Annotated in this window: 17 protein-coding genes and 1 pseudogene; 10 read left to right on the top strand and 8 right to left on the bottom strand. The window is 56.3% G+C overall.

The window, feature by feature from the left end; genetic code table 11:
- Positions 1 to 8: 8 nt before the first annotated feature.
- Both ACR0AK_RS21110 and regB read right to left on the bottom strand, forming a co-directional pair.
- Positions 9 to 1,517, bottom strand: a complete 1,509-nt coding sequence (locus ACR0AK_RS21110; RefSeq protein ID WP_480794863.1) for a PAS-domain containing protein — start codon at positions 1,515 to 1,517, stop codon at positions 9 to 11.
- Positions 1,518 to 1,602: 85 nt separating this feature from the next.
- Positions 1,603 to 3,000 carry a sensor histidine kinase RegB gene (regB, locus tag ACR0AK_RS21115; protein WP_170563958.1) on the bottom strand — a complete coding sequence of 466 codons (1,398 nt, stop codon included), beginning with the start codon at positions 2,998 to 3,000 and terminating at the stop codon, positions 1,603 to 1,605.
- A gap of 92 nt (positions 3,001 to 3,092) precedes the next feature.
- On the opposite strand from regB, the gene ACR0AK_RS21120 reads away from it, so the two are divergent.
- From ACR0AK_RS21120 to ACR0AK_RS21135, 4 genes are all read left to right on the top strand, one after another.
- Positions 3,093 to 3,713: an SCO family protein gene (locus tag ACR0AK_RS21120; protein WP_170563955.1), complete on the top strand. Its 621-nt coding sequence runs from the start codon at positions 3,093 to 3,095 to the stop codon at positions 3,711 to 3,713.
- 86 nt (positions 3,714 to 3,799) lie between these two features.
- Positions 3,800 to 4,354 carry an ActR/PrrA/RegA family redox response regulator transcription factor gene (locus ACR0AK_RS21125; protein ID WP_058275167.1) on the top strand — a complete coding sequence of 185 codons (555 nt, stop codon included), beginning with the start codon at positions 3,800 to 3,802 and terminating at the stop codon, positions 4,352 to 4,354.
- Between the two features lie 31 nt (positions 4,355 to 4,385).
- Positions 4,386 to 4,778, top strand: coding sequence for a hypothetical protein (locus ACR0AK_RS21130; RefSeq protein ID WP_480794864.1), 393 nt, complete (start codon positions 4,386 to 4,388; stop codon positions 4,776 to 4,778).
- Positions 4,779 to 4,918: 140 nt separating this feature from the next.
- Positions 4,919 to 5,290, top strand: a complete 372-nt coding sequence (locus ACR0AK_RS21135; RefSeq protein WP_480794865.1) for a VOC family protein — start codon at positions 4,919 to 4,921, stop codon at positions 5,288 to 5,290.
- Here the strand turns inward: ACR0AK_RS21135 and ACR0AK_RS21140 are convergent.
- Entirely contained in the window at positions 5,287 to 5,880 is a 594-nt protein-coding gene (locus ACR0AK_RS21140) for an HD domain-containing protein (RefSeq protein ID WP_170563946.1), read from the bottom strand. The two genes, ACR0AK_RS21135 and ACR0AK_RS21140, sit on opposite strands and share 4 nt — an antisense overlap.
- Before the next feature lie 206 nt (positions 5,881 to 6,086).
- Between ACR0AK_RS21140 and ACR0AK_RS21145 the strand changes: the two genes are divergently transcribed.
- The 3 genes from ACR0AK_RS21145 (at position 6,087) to ACR0AK_RS21155 (ending at position 8,656) form a co-directional block, all read left to right on the top strand.
- Positions 6,087 to 6,401, top strand: coding sequence for a hypothetical protein (locus ACR0AK_RS21145; RefSeq protein WP_109313839.1), 315 nt, complete (start codon positions 6,087 to 6,089; stop codon positions 6,399 to 6,401).
- Between the two features lie 103 nt (positions 6,402 to 6,504).
- Positions 6,505 to 7,893 carry an adenosylhomocysteinase gene (gene ahcY, locus ACR0AK_RS21150; RefSeq protein WP_480794866.1) on the top strand — a complete coding sequence of 463 codons (1,389 nt, stop codon included), beginning with the start codon at positions 6,505 to 6,507 and terminating at the stop codon, positions 7,891 to 7,893.
- Between the two features lie 13 nt (positions 7,894 to 7,906).
- Positions 7,907 to 8,656 (top strand): extensin-like domain-containing protein, encoded by a 750-nt coding sequence (locus ACR0AK_RS21155; RefSeq protein WP_480794867.1) that lies wholly within the window; start codon positions 7,907 to 7,909, stop codon positions 8,654 to 8,656.
- 17 nt (positions 8,657 to 8,673) lie between these two features.
- Here ACR0AK_RS21155 and ACR0AK_RS21160 read toward each other — a convergent pair whose 3' ends face one another.
- On the bottom strand, positions 8,674 to 9,321 hold the full coding sequence (locus ACR0AK_RS21160; protein ID WP_480794868.1) for a DUF899 family protein: 648 nt from the start codon (positions 9,319 to 9,321) through the stop codon (positions 8,674 to 8,676).
- A gap of 199 nt (positions 9,322 to 9,520) precedes the next feature.
- Here ACR0AK_RS21160 and ACR0AK_RS21165 point away from each other — a divergent pair, with 199 nt between their 5' ends.
- The gene (locus ACR0AK_RS21165) at positions 9,521 to 9,862 is read left to right on the top strand and encodes a DUF2853 family protein (RefSeq protein ID WP_170563934.1); all 342 of its coding nucleotides are present in this window, start codon (positions 9,521 to 9,523) and stop codon (positions 9,860 to 9,862) included.
- A gap of 204 nt (positions 9,863 to 10,066) precedes the next feature.
- On the opposite strand, the gene ACR0AK_RS21170 is transcribed toward ACR0AK_RS21165, so the two are convergent.
- From ACR0AK_RS21170 to tsaD, 4 genes are read right to left on the bottom strand one after another with little or no spacing between them, the layout of a single operon-like run.
- Complete coding sequence (locus ACR0AK_RS21170) at positions 10,067 to 10,489, bottom strand: EVE domain-containing protein (protein ID WP_480794869.1); 423 nt, start codon at positions 10,487 to 10,489, stop codon at positions 10,067 to 10,069.
- Positions 10,489 to 10,758, bottom strand: coding sequence for a YciI family protein (locus ACR0AK_RS21175; protein WP_480794870.1), 270 nt, complete (start codon positions 10,756 to 10,758; stop codon positions 10,489 to 10,491). The genes ACR0AK_RS21170 and ACR0AK_RS21175 overlap by 1 nt, the downstream gene beginning before the upstream one ends.
- A 1-nt stretch (position 10,759) precedes the next feature.
- On the bottom strand, positions 10,760 to 11,722 hold the full coding sequence (locus ACR0AK_RS21180) for an NAD(P)H-dependent glycerol-3-phosphate dehydrogenase (RefSeq protein WP_480794871.1): 963 nt from the start codon (positions 11,720 to 11,722) through the stop codon (positions 10,760 to 10,762).
- A complete protein-coding gene (tsaD, locus tag ACR0AK_RS21185) occupies positions 11,719 to 12,816 on the bottom strand; it encodes a tRNA (adenosine(37)-N6)-threonylcarbamoyltransferase complex transferase subunit TsaD (protein WP_480794879.1) in 1,098 nt (365 codons plus the stop codon). The genes ACR0AK_RS21180 and tsaD overlap by 4 nt, the downstream gene beginning before the upstream one ends.
- 96 nt (positions 12,817 to 12,912) lie before the next feature.
- Here tsaD and ACR0AK_RS21190 point away from each other — a divergent pair, with 96 nt between their 5' ends.
- Complete coding sequence (locus ACR0AK_RS21190; protein WP_480794872.1) at positions 12,913 to 13,626, top strand: uroporphyrinogen-III synthase; 714 nt, start codon at positions 12,913 to 12,915, stop codon at positions 13,624 to 13,626.
- A gap of 54 nt (positions 13,627 to 13,680) precedes the next feature.
- Positions 13,681 to 13,904: pseudogene (locus ACR0AK_RS21195) on the top strand (hypothetical protein); the annotation flags it as partial.

Raw genomic sequence — 13,904 nt, forward strand, 5'->3', positions numbered from 1 at the left:
AACCCGCTTCAGGCGCTGATTTGCTGCGCCTCTTGCCGTATCACGATGTCTCGATCCACTGAGAAACGAACAATAGTGGCCCCATTCTGCATCGGGTTGACCGTGCATAGCGCCTGGATACCGTTTCGCAGATAAATCACGCCAGACCATTCAGCGCGATTTTCCCGCGCCTCAACAAACTCGCGAATTTCACCCAGGATTGGCGTAGCGGTGCAGTGTTCCTGCCAACCTTTGGTCACCTCGAGAACAGTGTCAGCCTCAAAGCCTGTGTCACCTGTGTCACCCCAAAGCTGTTGGTAGGCGAAATTGGTAAGAGCCAGCGTTCCGTCGTCACTGAAGACGGCGATGGCATCGGCCAGTTTGTCGAGAATGGATTGCATCAGATCCATTTCCGACCGGAACCGGCGGGTCAGCGTGATCTCGGCAGTGATATCTTCGAATAAAAATGCGACTGCGCCGTCCGGGTGCGGGCGTCCGCTGACGGAATAGACCGAGCCCGAGGGCAGGGACCATGTTTCCTGATAATTCCCGTCCTCTGCCGCTTCGAGAAGGTCATTCATCTGACTGCGCCAGCTTCGGTAATTCTTGGGTTCGGGCATCATATGCTGATCCCGCAGGCGATCGAAAAAGCTGGACAGGCTGGGTCGGCAGCTGAGGAAATCCGGGGGCAGGGTGGTCAGGTCGATCAGGGCTGGATTGAACAGCGCCAGTTGTCGGTTACGGTCAAAAATAGCTAACCCGATGGACAGTTGCGCAAAGGTCTTGGTCATAGTCTGAACAAATTTTCGCTGCGCTGTCTCCGCCTCGACGATTGCATTGATGTCCACTGCGTAAGACAGATGACCCTCCGGGTGATCAACCAATGTCAGATCGAACCACAGCTTATTTTCACTGTACTCCGAGGAAATTGAGACCCGGGCCTTTGCGCTTAATCTTTGGTCGTCATCCGGGACGGGAAACAAGGGGGCGGTCAGGTCTGTGTCCTGATCCCGTACTTTCCGAACTAATGAGACGTAAGCGGCATTGCACCAGCGTACATTGCCCTGATGATCCGACAGCCATACAGGGTAGGGTGCCTTTTCCATAGCAAGGCGGTTCGGGTCATTTGAAGTGCTCTGGACCATCGTCGGGCACACGGTCCGGTCGCGCAGTTGAACACGAACAATACCATCAACCCATTCGCAAAAAACGTCGCGTTCGACCGTGCAATCAATCGCTGGGATGACCAGATTGCCTTCACGCTGAACCCGGTCAGGTGTTTCTGGGAATGTTGGAAAGTCCCTGTGTAGCAGCCGGCATAAATCGGCCCAATCTCGAACTTGTTCGAAACCTTCCAATGCGATGTCCGAGTGGCTGATCAGCCGATCCCTATCAAACAGAAATACTGCATCAAACAGAGACGCGGGCGACGATAGACCGAAGTTGTCTCCGCGATCTCGCCGGCGGGGCAACAGCCACTGCACTGCAAGGCTTGCAGAAACAAGGCCGATGATGGCCAAAATAATCCAGTCGACCATGCGCCCTCCGGTGCGCGAAACCACTAGGCCGCACTATGTGCCTTAATGGTTAACGGGTTCTTAACCAGAGGGGGCTCGCGTCAGATCAGGTTTGGAAACGCTGGTTGACGCCCGAAGGCACGGGCGTGTCACCAGTTTGCGCATCCACAAGGTTACGCGGCCAAGTCACCTTGACGATCGCGCCTCGGCGTTCGGGATTATCCGACAAGGTTTGGTATGGGTCCGAGCCGTTGGCGAAATCCAGCTCTGCTCCGCTGCGTTCCAGAAGCGTTTTGGCTATGAAAAGACCCAGGCCCATGCCCTCATATTCCGGGCGAGCTCTTTTATCGGTTTCACTGCGACGACGGCGCATGAAAGGGTCGCCGATCCGGCCAATCATCTGAGACGGATATCCACGACCGTCATCCATGATGCTGACAGTGATTTGTTTGGCTGACCATTCGGCCTCGACCCAGACATTGTCGCGCGAAAAATCCACTGCATTTTGGATCAGATTGCGAAGGCCGTGGATGATCTCGGGCTTGCGCAGGATCGAGGGCTGCTGGACATCGCCATCCTCGGCAGGTCCTTCAAAAAAATGTACGGCCTTGCCCCGGTTAATATGCGGCTCGGCTGCCTCGTGCACCACAGTCGAAAGCGGGGCTTGCCGCAAGTGCAGATCGTCTTTGCCGGCCCGGCCCATGTCCCGCAGGATATCCCGGCAGCGGTTCGCCTGTTCGCGGATCAGGGCGGCATCTTCGATAAGGTCGGGTCGATCATCCAGTTCCTCGATCAACTCGGAACTGGCTAGTTTGATCGTTGCCAGAGGCGTGCCCAGCTCATGCGCGGCGGCGGCGACCACACCGCCCAGATCAGTCAGTTTTTGCTCGCGCGCAAGGGCCATATGGGTGGCGGCCAGGGCCTCGGACATGGACTGCACTTCTGAGCTGACGCGATGCGAATAGGCGCCCAGAAAGACGATTGCGATGACAATAGCAGCCCAGTTCCCGAACAGCAGAATATCGGGGATGTCCAGCTCGGCACCCAGTGCGGTCCGCAATGGCAAGTGGAATTCGGCCAGAAGCGTTGTCAGGGCAATGGCCACGCCGCCTATAATCAGCGTAGATCGGGTGCTCATGACGCTGGCGGAAATAGTGACAGGACCCACCAACAGCAGTGCGAATGGGTTGTTCAAACCGCCGGTCAGGTACAGCAAAATGGTCAGCTGCAACAGGTCGAACAACACCATCAGAAAGTTCTCAAATTCGGACAGACGCTTGTTTCGGGGAAACAGCAGGATCGCGGTCAGGTTCCCCATGACCGACACCCCGATCGCCAGATAGCAAAGCGTTGCATCCAACTGGATGTCATAGGTTCGCTGTGCGACGGTGATCGCCGTGATCTGGCCGAATATCGCCACCCAGCGCAACAGGATCAGGGTGCGCAGTCGAATCCAGCTACTGCGTTCCTGACTGCGCCAAAATGTGATGTTGGAATTTGCCATCGGTCGATTATGTCCTGTTGCATCGGCTGCGCTTCTTGATAGGTGTCCCGGCCGAAACGATCAACAACCCCTCTTGTATCAGGATTGATGACATGGTCCGTCTTTATGCCATCCTTGCAACCGTTGTACTGGCCGTTGGCCTGGGTGCCATGTGGTTGTTGACGCGCGGTGCCGGATCGGACGACAAATTCGCGCAATGTCGGACCAGTCAGATCGCGGGCGGCACAGCTGCAATTGGTGGCCCGTTCGAGCTGATCAACGGCAAGGGCGAAACGGTTACCGACAAGGATGTGATCACCGAGCCGACGCTTGTTTATTTCGGCTATACCTTCTGCCCCGACGTCTGCCCATTCGACATGTCCCGCAATGCAGAGGCCGTGGACATTCTGGCCGAACGCGGACAGTCAGTGACACCCTTGTTCATCTCAATCGACCCTGACCGTGACACGACCGAGGTGGTAGCGGACTATGCCTTTAACCTGGGTGGCAAAACCATCGCGCTGACCGGCACGCCCGAGCAGGTCAAGGCAGCCAGCAAGGCCTACAAGACCTACTACAAGGCCCATGACAAAAGCGATGAGTACTATCTGGTCGACCATTCGACCTTTACCTACCTGGTCACGCCTGAAGAAGGGTTCATCGAGTTTTTCAATCGGGACGACACAGGTGAACAGATGGCCGACAAGGTCGGTTGTTTTCTGGACAAGATCTAGAACGTGACGGGTTGTTTGACCTTTGGGATGGCGCTGCTATTACTCATGGTTAGGCCAAAAGCGTGAAATAGCGGAAAGAACAGAATATGGCGGACAGCTCTGACCTCGACATCGGCCCCGATAAAACCCTGCTTTTGGTGGACGATGACGAACCGTTTCTGAGACGTCTGGCCAAAGCGATGGAAAAACGCGGGTTCGAGGTTGAAACCGCAGGGTCCGTCGCAGCTGGACGCGCAATCTCCACCGCCCGCCCACCTGCCTATGCCGTCGTTGATCTGCGGCTTGAGGACGGCAATGGTCTGGATGTGGTCGAAGTGCTGCGCGAAAAGCGCCCTGACAGCCGGGTTGTAGTATTGACCGGTTACGGGGCTATCGCCACTGCCGTCGCAGCAGTCAAAATCGGAGCAACCGATTATCTGTCCAAACCCGCTGACGCAACCGACATCACCAATGCGCTGCTGGCCAAGGGCGACGAGCTGCCCCCGCCGCCGGAAAATCCCATGAGCGCGGATCGCGTGCGATGGGAGCATATCCAGCGGGTCTATGAGTTGTGTGACCGGAACGTTTCCGAGACCGCGCGCCGCCTGAACATGCACCGCCGGACATTGCAGCGGATTTTGGCGAAGCGCAGCCCACGGTAGTTAAAGTAACCGTCCTGAATTGCTAAAGGTTTTGGCCCGATCAGCCCCTGAAACAGTTCCGCAACGCTTTGGGGCTGTTGTTATGGGTTCAATCTGGTCGATTTCATTGATTATTGTGGTGATGGTTGTTTCCGACTCTTGGAATGGTCATTGGACAGTTTCAGGAGTGTCAGCGAGTCTTTTGGGACTGGTAGTTTGTTCAGCTTTGACAGTGACCGGGGTGGTTCACAGCTTTGTCGCGGTGTTTCCTGGCTGCTTTGCGCAATGGCGTCCGCGGCCTTCTTCCGAGCCTTTTGATATTAGCGAGTTCAACGCCGAGAAACTCAAATTCCTATATCATCTTATCGGGGTTCTGACACTGCTGGTGCTGGTCGCTCTGGTAGTATACTTGGGCCTGTACCAGCTCTTCAAAGCTATCTCCTAGTAGAAACACATGAAAAGTGCCCCAAGTCCCAATGTTGAGCTGTCTGCACCAAGTTAAGTCACCGCTTCGTGATTTGCCAATCTGATCTCTGACTCAGACTGTTCGCCACGAAAAACCATTGCAAAACAGGAATATCCCAAATGATCGGCTATGTGACCATCGGTGTTTCGGATTTGGAACGCGCCAAGAGTTTTTACACGACACTGTTTGCGGACAAGGGCGCAAAAGTTGTGATCGACGCTGGTCGCATCGCTTTCATCGGAAATGACCCGTCGGCTCCGATGCTTGCCGTTTGCACACCCTATGATGGCGAAGCCTGCGCGACTGGCAACGGCGGAATGGTTGCTTTTGCAGCGGACTCCAAGGATGAGGCTAAGGCGCTTTACGAGAAGGCAATAAGCCTGGGAGCTACGGATGAAGGAGAACCCGGGCAGCGCGTCCCTGATCGGTTCTACGGTGCCTATGCTCGTGATCTGGACGGCAACAAACTGTGTTTTTACGTATTCGGCTAAAGCCGAGTCAGCAATACTCCATGCCGCTCCATATACGCCCGCCGCACTTCAATTGGCGGGCGTAACGTGATCGCCAACCCCTCCATCACTGCCTTGTCCGGGCGACCAAAGAACTTTGTCGCTTCGGCCTCGGAAAACCCTGCAATCTGCGTTGCCTCCATCCAAGCGCTGATTTTGTCGGCCTTCTTGATCTGTCGTTTCACCGATTTCGGCACCTCTGCGGGCAATCCGAACCGGATGTGAATCGCCGCTGATAGACGGTCATCCAGCGCACCGTAATCCGGGCCAACGGCGGATTTAACGGGTGAGATCATGTCTCCGATCACATATTCCGGCGCATCGTGTAACAGCGCGGCCAATCGCCACTTCACTGGTGCTTTGGGTGCAATCCGGCCGAAAAGCTCTTCAACCAGTAGGGAGTGCTCGGCCACGGAATAGGCATAATCGCCAGCGGTTTGCCCGTTCCAGCGCGCCACAAAGGCCAGACCGTGCGCGATATCTTCGATCTCGATATCCACCGGCGTCGGGTCCAGCAGATCGAGCCTGCGACCGGACAGCATTCGTTGCCATGCTCGTGCTTGTGTTGCCATTATGCCATGCCTTGTGAAGTAGGACACGTTGAGTTCGCGTTTTTATGCTATGATGTACCTGTCTGGATCACAGGCTGCCAACAAATTCTTGAGCTTTCGTGCTTTGAACCTGCACGATTTGATCCCGACATATGGACTGAGGGGGGGGCGTACTCCTTTCAGTTGTGCCCCTCTCGTACTGAAACGCGTATCGAAAGGAGCATGTTATGTTCAAACGCCTATTTGCTATAACCCTGACCTTCGGCATGGCCGCCACAGCGCCGCCCGCTTTCGCTAAAAGCTGTGCACAGCGCGAACACGTGGTTGCCAAACTGCAAAGCAGCTATTCAGAAGAGCTGGTCTTTGGCGGATTGCAGAAAACACGCGGCGCTAGTGCTGTTATGGAGGTTTGGACCTCGAAGGAAACCGGAAGTTATACAGTTCTGGTGACCCAGGCGAACGGCATTAGTTGTATTGTCGCCGTTGGCACAGATTTTTTTGAAGCGATACCAAAGATAGAGTTAAAGGGTGAACCAAGTTGATTTAAGCAGACGGTTCATCCCCTTTCCGGCCATCCACATTGCCACCTGCCCCAAGGAATGTTAGGGGCAGCCCGGACTGTGATTTACCGGAATGGAGCACCTGATGGCCGGGGACTATATCGTCAAAGACATCTCATTGGCCGGTTTTGGCCGCAAGGAACTGAATATCGCCGAAACCGAAATGCCGGGCCTTATGGCTTTGCGTGCGGAATACGGTGAAAGCAAGCCATTGAAGGGTGCGCGTATCGTCGGTTCGCTGCACATGACCATCCAGACCGCTGTTCTGATTGAAACGCTGGTCGCGCTGGGTGCGGATGTGCGCTGGGCGTCATGCAACATCTTCTCGACCCAGGACCATGCGGCGGCAGCAATTGCTGAGGCTGGTATCCCGGTCTTCGCAATCAAAGGTCAGACGCTGGAAGAGCACTGGGATTACCTGGACAAATCCTTCCTGTTCCCGGAAGGCCCGAACATGATCCTGGACGATGGCGGCGACGCGACGCTTTACATCTTGCTGGGTGCTCGTGCCGAAGCGGGAGAGGACATCATCGCTGTTCCTACCTCAGAGGAAGAAGAAGTCATCAAGGCGCAGATCGCCAAGCGTCTGGCGGCATCGCCGGGTTGGTTCACAAAGATGCGCGACCAGATTCAGGGTGTGTCCGAGGAAACCACCACCGGTGTGAACCGCCTGTATCAGTTGGTCAAAGACGGTCAACTGCCGTTCCCGGCGATCAACGTGAATGACTCGGTCACCAAGTCGAAGTTCGACAACAAATACGGCTGTAAGGAGTCGCTGGTCGACGGTATCCGTCGCGCCACCGACACCATGATGGCCGGTAAAGTTGCCGTCGTCTGCGGTTACGGTGATGTGGGCAAAGGCTCGGCCGCGTCGTTGCGCGGTGCCGGTGCGCGTGTGAAAGTGACCGAAGTTGACCCGATCTGCGCCCTGCAGGCTGCGATGGACGGCTTTGAAGTCACCCTGTTGGAAGACGAAGTTGCGTCGGCTGACATCTTCATCACCACAACCGGCAACAAGGACGTGATCCGCATCGAGCATATGCGCGAGATGAAGGACATGGCTATCGTTGGCAACATCGGCCACTTTGACAATGAAATTCAGGTGGCCAGCCTGAAGAACCATAAGTGGACCAACATCAAGGAACAGGTGGACATGATCGAGATGCCCTCGGGCAATCGTCTGATCCTGTTGTCCGAAGGCCGTCTGCTGAACCTCGGCAACGCCACCGGCCACCCGTCTTTCGTGATGTCGGCATCATTCACCAACCAGGTTTTGGCGCAGATCGAGCTGTTCACCAAAGGTGACGAGTACAACAACGACGTCTACATCCTGCCCAAGCATCTGGACGAAAAGGTCGCGCGTTTGCATCTGGACCGCATCGGTGTGAAGCTGACCCAGATGGACAATGAGCAGGCGGCCTATATCGGCGTGAAGCCCGAAGGCCCCTATAAGCCGGAACACTACCGCTATTGAGTGCTGAATACGCATGAGTAAACACTCCGGACGCCGCCGATTCCTGTTATCGGCGGCGTCTTTTGTTTTCAGTATCGCGGTAGCGGCCATCCTGATTGGAGGGGGCGGGTGGTGGTTGTTGGCGCATCCGGAAACACCCTTGCCATCGTATTGGAACCCCCTGCGAGAGTTGAAAGTAAACGCGCCGGTCACGCCGGTCACCCGGTTTCAACTCAATCGCGCGCTGGCGAACGAAGAACAGTGCCGCGCAGTTTTGGCCGAAGCTGGTGTGAATTTCGAAGCGATGGAAGATCTGGTCGTGGATGAGAATTGCGGAATAGCAGGACGTGGCCGGTTGTCTGCTCTGGTGACATCGAAAGTGAAAGCGGTTGAAACCAGTTGCACCACCACCTTGCGGCTGACCATGTGGGAATATCACGTGGTTCAGCCTGCAGCCCAAAATCTGCTGGGCACACAGGTAAGCCGGTTGCGGCATGTTGGAAGTTACAATTGCCGTCAGATGCGAACCGCGCAAGGGAAGTTCAGCGGGTGGAGCAGCCATGCAACGGCGGATTCCATCGATATTGTTGGAGTGCAACTGGCTGATGGGCGAAGCCTGAATCTGCTATCGGACTGGGGCACCGAAGGACCCGAGGCTGCATTTCTGCGCGAGATCTGGCAGGGTGCCTGTGATTGGTTTTGTGTCGTATTGGGACCGGATTTCAATCGTTTGCACGCTGACCATCTCCATCTGCAAGGTCCGGGTTGGGGGTATTGCCGATAATTCAGCCCGGTGGCTGTTTAACGCAGTGACGGAAAGAAATCTCCGCGTCCCCGTGGCGTGAAATCCAGAATGTTCCACAGCGGCCATGCCGCATCTACGTGCCGCGGATGCCAGTCGCTGGGCTCAAAGAACAGCTCGGAACTCCAGAAATGGCTTATGCCGTCCTCATCGCGTTGAAAGATGTTTAAAATCGGCAGTTGGCTTCCATCCTCGGCCTCGGCCAGATAATCGCGTTGATAATCTGTGCCCAGCGCAGAATAGAGTGGCAGATCACGCCATTTCATATCCGCTTTTAGAGCCGCCAGCGTTTCACACGTGTTTTGAGCCACGACCGCAAATGCGATTTTTTGGGAAATATGGGCGATCTGTCCATTTAAACCGTCGAGAAAGGCGGAACACATCGGGCAAGGCGCTTGCGCATCCGGTCCGTACATAAGCGAGTATATAGCTAGGGTGTCATGTGATCCAAAGAGGGACGACAGCGATGCCGGTGCACCTCGTTCTGACCGGAATGCGTAGTCCTGCGGAAGTGCCCCACCTTTGGGCAAATTCCGGCGCAGCTTTGCAACATTTTCAACCTGAGCCCGCAGTTCGGCCTCGGCCGACAGCAGGGCGTTACGCGCGGTTCTGTATTGCGAACTTTCGTTGGGTAGCGACACGGGCATCGTGGACTCCTTTATTCGGAATGAACAATATATTTAACAATATTGTTAAATAAAAAGCGGTCGAAATCAAGCCTCAGGTCAGACGGGCAGGGTTTAGGGGGAATGCCGCTAATTTTTCCCTTTGTGCAATCTCGCTCGCCCGTTACCGTGTTTGCGGCGCTGGTATGGCCAAAAAACGAGTTTCAACCGGGAGATAACCATGGGAAAACGCGACGAGCTGATCGCAAAATACGCCGAGGACCTGAAGTCCAAATGCGGTATGGACGCAGATATGGATCTGCTGACCAAAGTCACAATCGGCTGTGGCCCTGCCATCTACGACGCCGACGCATCGACCGTCGCGGCAACTCAGGAAGGTGAGCTGGAAACAGTCAAGAACAACTTCCTCATCAAAAAGCTGGGTCTGGCGGACGGACCGGAACTGATGGAAGCGATCAACAAGGCCCTTGAGACCTATGGTATGTCCGAGCGCAACAAGTACCGCGCCGTCGTATATTATATGCTGACCAAGCATTTCGGCAAAGAGGCCGTTTACGGCTGACCCATTACACCACTAAGCAACGCCCGTCGGATTTCTGGCGGGCGTTTCCAATTTTAGGTACTTGCCGTTTGAACTGCTCCGCAAGGATCGGTTAGTGTCAGAACGTGACCAGGACGGTCAGAGCCAAAATTTCCATACGCGTGTGGTGAGTAGGGAGCACGCGGGGTAGGGAAGGTTCTGCATTCGTCAGGGCCTTCCCTTTATTCAACCCGCTTCAGTCTGCCCCAGATTGCAGATCACCTGCCATTCCGCCTCGCTGACTGGCTGAACGGACAGGCGTGAGTTCTTGACTAGCACCATGTCATCAAGACGTTCGTCAGCCTTGATCTGATCCAGGGTCACCGGCGTCGTGAATGGGCGCACCGCTTTGATATCCACGCATTCCCAACGCTCATCATCTGTGGTGCTGTCTGGGTGAGCTTCGGCGCAGACCTCGACAATACCGACAATCGCCTTGTCCTTTTGCGAGTGGTAAAAGAATCCGCGATCGCCAATCGCCATCTGTCGCATGAAATTGCGCGCCTGATAATTGCGCACGCCGTCCCATTCTTCCCCCGCATCCCCTTTGGCAACCTGCTGGTCCCAGCTCCAGGTCGATGGTTCGGATTTAAACAGCCAGTAAGCCATCAGCCTATGACCTTTTTCCAGGCAATCAGGTCAACCGACTGGAATAGCCCGGCTTTGGCATAGGGGTCATTGTCCGCCCAGTTTTGCGCTGCGGCCATATCCTCGACCTCAAGAATGATCAGCGACCCGATCATTGCATCCCCATCCAGCAACGGACCGGCCTGCGAAACGACTCCGGTTTCCTCGATATAGGCCAGGTGGGCCGCGCGGTTGTCCAGCCGGGTTTGCAGCGCACCGTCTTTGTCATGGGCGATAAGGGCGATCAGCATTCTATTCCTCCTTCAAGGGTCGGTTGAGCAGTGTTTGAATGGCTTCGGTCACACTGTAGGCGCCACTGCTCAGGTCTGCCACCGTTGTGCTGATAGGCATGTCCAAACCTTCGGCGGAGGCAATTCCTGTCATGGCACGCGCAGTTGCGACGCCTTCGACAGTGGTGTGGGAATCAAATTGGACATTATGGCCCAATGACAGGCCAAAGCGATAGTTTCGCGATAGCTCCGAAGAACAAGTCAGGACAAGATCGCCCAAGCCGGATAACCCCATTAGTGTGTCGGGCCGCGCCCCGCGCATCAGCGCAAAGCGCTGCATTTCGGCAAACCCACGAGTCATCAGGGCGGCGCGGGCGCTATCACCCAAACCCGCCCCGATCGCAGCACCGCATCCTATGGCCATTACATTCTTCAACGCGCCGCCCAATTCGGCTCCGATCACATCGCTCGTGCGGTAAAGGCGCAGGTTCGCAGTTGTCAGTTCTTCCTGTAACTTCCGGCCAAGTGCCTCATCGGCGCAGGCTAAGGTCAGCGCGGTTGGCAACCCGCGCGCGATGTCGTCAGCAAAGCTGGGCCCGGTCAGCAAGGCGGGTCGCGCACTCGGGATTGTTTGCTGAATGACTGAAATGGGGCCAAGCCCGGATGAAAGCTCAATGCCTTTGCAACATGCAACTAAGGTCTTTCCGGCCAGAGCCGAGGAATGCTCCTGCAGGGCATCGCGCAATTTCTGCATGGGTACGGCCATCAGCAAGACATCGGCCTCGACCGCCTGATTGATGTTCGAAGTTACCGCGACTTCATCTGGTAAACTCACGCCGGGCAAGCGCTGGGCATTCTCGCGACTGTCCTGCATATGTCGGGCCTGATCTGGATCTCGAGACCACAACGTAACTGGTCCGTTCCCTGACAGTGAAATGGCCAGACTTGTCCCAAAGGCCCCGGATCCAAGAACGGAAACACTCATGCCTTGGCCCCTTTCTTGCCGCCGCCCAGCATCGCAGGACTGGTCTTGTCCAACGGCCAGCGAGGGCGCGCCGTCAGGTCCAGCCCGTCACGCGCGCCGGCGCGAAATCGTTCCATTCCTGCATAGGCAATCATGGCGGCATTGTCGGTACACAGGTTGAGCGGCGGTGCGGTAAACCGAGCGCCTTTCTCGGCACAAACCGTCTCTAACGCGGACCGAATGGCGGAATTGGCGGCAACTCCACCAGCGACGGCAATGATCGGATCTGCCGGGTTTTCCTCAAGATAGCGGTCAATAGCGCGTCGGGTCTTTTCGGCCAGCGTGTCGACAATTGCCTGCTGGAACCCGGCGCATAGATCGGCACGGTCCTGACGGGTCAGCCCGCATTTTTCGGCAACGATCTGATCCCGCATCCGCATCAGCGCGGTTTTTAGGCCTGAAAAGGACAGATCACATCCCGGTCGATCCAGCAGAGGTCGGGGAAAGCGATACCGTTTGGGATCACCCGCCTGGGCCTCAGCCTCAACCGAAGGGCCACCAGGTTGAGGCAAGCCCAGCAGGCGGGCGGTCTTGTCGAACGCCTCGCCGGGCGCGTCATCGATTGTTCCGCCTAACCGGGTGAATTCCTCAGGACCATGCGCGATAAGGTATTGGCAATGCCCACCGGAAACCAAAAGCATCAGGTAGGGAAACGCGATGTCATCCGTTAACCGGGGCGTCAGAGCATGACCGGCCAAGTGGTTCACACCGATCAGGGGCAGGCCGGTCGCGGCACTCAGCCCCTTGGCGCACATGACTCCGGACATGACCCCGCCGATCAGGCCTGGGCCTGCGGTGACGGCAATCGCATCCATATCGGCCAGCGTCAGGCCAGCGGCCTCTAGCGCCTGCACAACACATGTATCCAGCTTTTCGGCATGGGCCCGCGCAGCGATTTCCGGCACGACCCCGCCGTATGCGCTGTGTAGTTCCGTCTGGCCGTGAACAATGGATGACAACACTTGGGCACCCGCACCATCGGATTGGCGCACAACGGCGGCGGCCGTGTCATCACAGCTGCTTTCCAATCCAAGAACGGTAAGTGTTTGCACCATAGGTCTGATCCGTTGCATCATGACTGCCAAGCGGGGTATCACCCTGCGCGGACGCAAACAATCCCAAGGCCGAAGGCCCCGCTATTGTATTTGTTGATGACCCGCCCTCGCGCCGCCTCTGAAAGGTTTGTCGCGCAGTTGCCGACCCGCGTCAGGTCGCGGGTAGACGTCATCTATTCTCCAATCTTGGAAATCCGACCCCTGAGGGTTGCAGTGGAAACGGACGGCATTCGTGGGTTGGTTTTTACCTCGGCCAACTCAGTCAATGCCGCTGCGTCGCTTGGTGTCAAACCTGACTTGCCTGCCTATTGCGTTGGTCCCGCGACCACCGGAACCGCCAAAGGGGTCGGGTGGGACGCGAATATGGTGGGTAACACCGCCGAAGAGCTGGTGGCCCACCTGCTGAAACATCGACCCGAAAGCCCGTTGCTGCATCTGAGGGGCGAACACAGTCGGGGCAATATTGCCGGACGACTGACCGAATCGGGTCTGACAGTTCACGAACAGGTCGTCTATCAGCAGCGATTGTTACCGCTGACATCCGAAGCAGCGGCGGCGGCGGCTGGTTACAGGCCCGTGATTGCACCGCTGTTTTCGCCCAGAACGGCGCGACAATTTGCCGAAATCTGGACCGGCTCGGCACCATTGTGGCTGGGCGCCATCAGTGCAGCGACCGCCGAGCCCCTTTATTCCTTGGACTATGAGCGCCTGAAGATCGCCAAAGAGCCAACACCAAAGAAAATGCGGAAAGCCGTGAAAAAGCTAGTGAAACACGCGATGCGGGTTGAGCGTGGAGAGACCACTGATTAACTTAGAGTGGCCTGTTATTCATATTAAATCGGATTCGATAAGGGGAACATCGCGGTGGCTCGTAAGAAAAAAACCGATCAAAAGCCGGTGGAAGACCCCAAATCGGACGACGCGGTTGAGTTCACTTCGCAGCATGACGAGATGCCTGTTGACGCGGACAAACCGGTAGAAGAGGTCCTTTCCGAAGCCGAAGCCGAAGCCGAAGCCGAAGCCGAAGCCGAAGCCGAAGCCGAAGCCGAAGCCGAAGCCGAAGCCGAAGCCGAAGCCGAAGCCGAAGC

Source organism: Ruegeria sp. BI12 (assembly GCF_056537985.1).

What these genes read in the sequence shown, in the direction of transcription:
- ACR0AK_RS21110 (WP_480794863.1), bottom strand. Translation starts at nt 1,517, where the DNA reads ATGGTCGACTGGATTATTTTGGCCATCATCGGCCTTGTTTCTGCAAGC.
- regB (WP_170563958.1), bottom strand. Translation starts at nt 3,000, where the DNA reads ATGGCAAATTCCAACATCACATTTTGGCGCAGTCAGGAACGCAGTAGC.
- ACR0AK_RS21120 (WP_170563955.1), top strand. Translation starts at nt 3,093, where the DNA reads ATGGTCCGTCTTTATGCCATCCTTGCAACCGTTGTACTGGCCGTTGGC.
- ACR0AK_RS21125 (WP_058275167.1), top strand. Translation starts at nt 3,800, where the DNA reads ATGGCGGACAGCTCTGACCTCGACATCGGCCCCGATAAAACCCTGCTT.
- ACR0AK_RS21135 (WP_480794865.1), top strand. Translation starts at nt 4,919, where the DNA reads ATGATCGGCTATGTGACCATCGGTGTTTCGGATTTGGAACGCGCCAAG.
- ACR0AK_RS21140 (WP_170563946.1), bottom strand. Translation starts at nt 5,880, where the DNA reads ATGGCAACACAAGCACGAGCATGGCAACGAATGCTGTCCGGTCGCAGG.
- ACR0AK_RS21145 (WP_109313839.1), top strand. Translation starts at nt 6,087, where the DNA reads ATGTTCAAACGCCTATTTGCTATAACCCTGACCTTCGGCATGGCCGCC.
- ahcY (WP_480794866.1), top strand. Translation starts at nt 6,505, where the DNA reads ATGGCCGGGGACTATATCGTCAAAGACATCTCATTGGCCGGTTTTGGC.
- ACR0AK_RS21155 (WP_480794867.1), top strand. Translation starts at nt 7,907, where the DNA reads ATGAGTAAACACTCCGGACGCCGCCGATTCCTGTTATCGGCGGCGTCT.
- ACR0AK_RS21160 (WP_480794868.1), bottom strand. Translation starts at nt 9,321, where the DNA reads ATGCCCGTGTCGCTACCCAACGAAAGTTCGCAATACAGAACCGCGCGT.
- ACR0AK_RS21165 (WP_170563934.1), top strand. Translation starts at nt 9,521, where the DNA reads ATGGGAAAACGCGACGAGCTGATCGCAAAATACGCCGAGGACCTGAAG.
- ACR0AK_RS21170 (WP_480794869.1), bottom strand. Translation starts at nt 10,489, where the DNA reads ATGGCTTACTGGCTGTTTAAATCCGAACCATCGACCTGGAGCTGGGAC.
- ACR0AK_RS21175 (WP_480794870.1), bottom strand. Translation starts at nt 10,758, where the DNA reads ATGCTGATCGCCCTTATCGCCCATGACAAAGACGGTGCGCTGCAAACC.
- ACR0AK_RS21180 (WP_480794871.1), bottom strand. Translation starts at nt 11,722, where the DNA reads ATGAGTGTTTCCGTTCTTGGATCCGGGGCCTTTGGGACAAGTCTGGCC.
- tsaD (WP_480794879.1), bottom strand. Translation starts at nt 12,816, where the DNA reads ATGGTGCAAACACTTACCGTTCTTGGATTGGAAAGCAGCTGTGATGAC.
- ACR0AK_RS21190 (WP_480794872.1), top strand. Translation starts at nt 12,913, where the DNA reads ATGACCCGCCCTCGCGCCGCCTCTGAAAGGTTTGTCGCGCAGTTGCCG.